Source organism: Nonomuraea sp. NPDC049637 (assembly GCF_040675235.1).
Classification (GTDB): domain Bacteria; phylum Actinomycetota; class Actinomycetes; order Streptosporangiales; family Streptosporangiaceae; genus Nonomuraea.
Window position 1 is genome coordinate 1 of record NZ_JBFAOM010000126.1, and the last position, 1,858, is coordinate 1,858.

Below are 1,858 nucleotides of genomic sequence, written 5' to 3' on the forward strand. Positions count from 1 at the left end.
AACGGCATGTCCTCGACCGGCAGGATCTTGGAGATGACGCCCTTGTTGCCGTGGCGGCCGGCCAGCTTGTCGCCGTCGGTGATCTTACGCTTCTGGGCCACGTAGACGCGGACCAGCTCGTTGACGCCCGGCGGGAGCTCGTCGCCCTCGTCGCGGCTGAACACGCGCACGCCGATGACCTTGCCCTGCTCGCCGTGCGGCACCTTCAGCGAGGTGTCGCGGACCTCGCGGGCCTTCTCACCGAAGATGGCGCGCAGCAGCCGCTCCTCCGGGGTCAGCTCGGTCTCGCCCTTCGGGGTGACCTTGCCGACCAGGATGTCGCCGGGGACGACCTCGGCGCCGATCCGGATGATGCCGCGCTCGTCGAGGTCGGCCAGGACCTCTTCCGACACGTTGGGGATGTCCCGGGTGATCTCCTCCGGGCCCAGCTTGGTGTCGCGGGCGTCGACCTCGTGCTCCTCGATGTGGATCGAGGAGAGGACGTCGTCCTGGACCAGGCGCTGGGACAGGATGATGGCGTCTTCGTAGTTGTGGCCCTCCCACGGCATGAACGCCACGAGCAGGTTCTTGCCGAGCGCCATCTCACCGTTGTCGGTGCAGGGGCCGTCGGCGATGACCTGGTTGACCTCGACCCGGTCGCCCTCGGCGACGATGGGCTTCTGGTTGAAGGAGGTGCCCTGGTTGGAGCGCTTGAACTTGGCGACCCGGTACGTCGTACGCGTGCCGTCGTCGTTCATGACGGTGACGTAGTCGGCGGAGACCTCCTCGACCACGCCGGCCTTCTCGGCGCTGATGACGTCGCCGGCGTCGGTCGCGGCACGGTACTCCATGCCGGTGCCGACCAGCGGCGCCTCGCTCTTGAGCAGCGGCACCGACTGGCGCTGCATGTTGGAGCCCATGAGCGCGCGGTTGGCGTCGTCGTGCTCGAGGAACGGGATCATCGCGGTGGCGACCGACACCATCTGGCGCGGCGACACGTCGATGTAGTCGACTTCCTCGGCACGGGCGAGCTCGGTCTCGCCGCCCTTGGTACGGACCAGGACGCGGGACTCGGCGAACGACCCGTCGGGGTTGAGCGTCGTGTTGGCCTGCGCCTTGACGTAGCGGTCTTCCTCGTCGGCCGTCAGGTAGTCGATCTGGTCGGTCACCCGGCCGTCGACGACCTTGCGGTAGGGCGTCTCGACGAAGCCGAAGGCGTTGATGCGGCCGTAGGAGGCCAGCGAGCCGATCAGACCGATGTTCGGGCCTTCAGGGGTCTCGATCGGGCACATCCGGCCGTAGTGGGACGGGTGCACGTCACGGACCTCGAAGCCGGCCCGCTCACGGGACAGACCACCGGGGCCGAGCGCGGACAGACGCCGCTTGTGCGTCAGGCCGGCCAGCGGGTTGGTCTGGTCCATGAACTGCGACAGCTGCGAGGTGCCGAAGAACTCCTTGATGGAGGCCACGACGGGACGGATGTTGATCAGGGTCTGCGGCGTGATCGCCTCGACGTCCTGGGTGGTCATCCGCTCGCGGACGACGCGCTCCATGCGGGCCAGGCCCAGGCGGACCTGGTTCTGGATGAGCTCGCCGACGCTGCGCAGGCGGCGGTTGCCGAAGTGGTCGATGTCGTCGATCTCGACGATCACCTCACCGTTGGCGCCCGGCATCGACTCCTCGCCCGCGTGCAGGCGGACGATGTACTCGATGGTGGCGACGATGTCCTCTTCGGTCAGCGTGCCCTGCGTGATCTCGGAGTCGACCCCGAGCTTCTTGTTGATCTTGTAGCGGCCCACCTTGGCCAGGTCGTACCGCTTGGGGTTGAAGTACAGGTTCTCCAGCAGGGTCTGCGCCGACTCCTTGGTCGGCGGCTCAC

The 1,858-nt window shown here is 67.5% G+C and carries 1 protein-coding gene; it reads right to left on the reverse strand.

The annotated features are described in order from the left end of the window. A partial coding sequence (rpoB, locus tag AB0J71_RS49900; RefSeq protein WP_364421479.1) for a DNA-directed RNA polymerase subunit beta occupies positions 1-1,858 on the reverse strand: 1,858 nt, incomplete at both ends.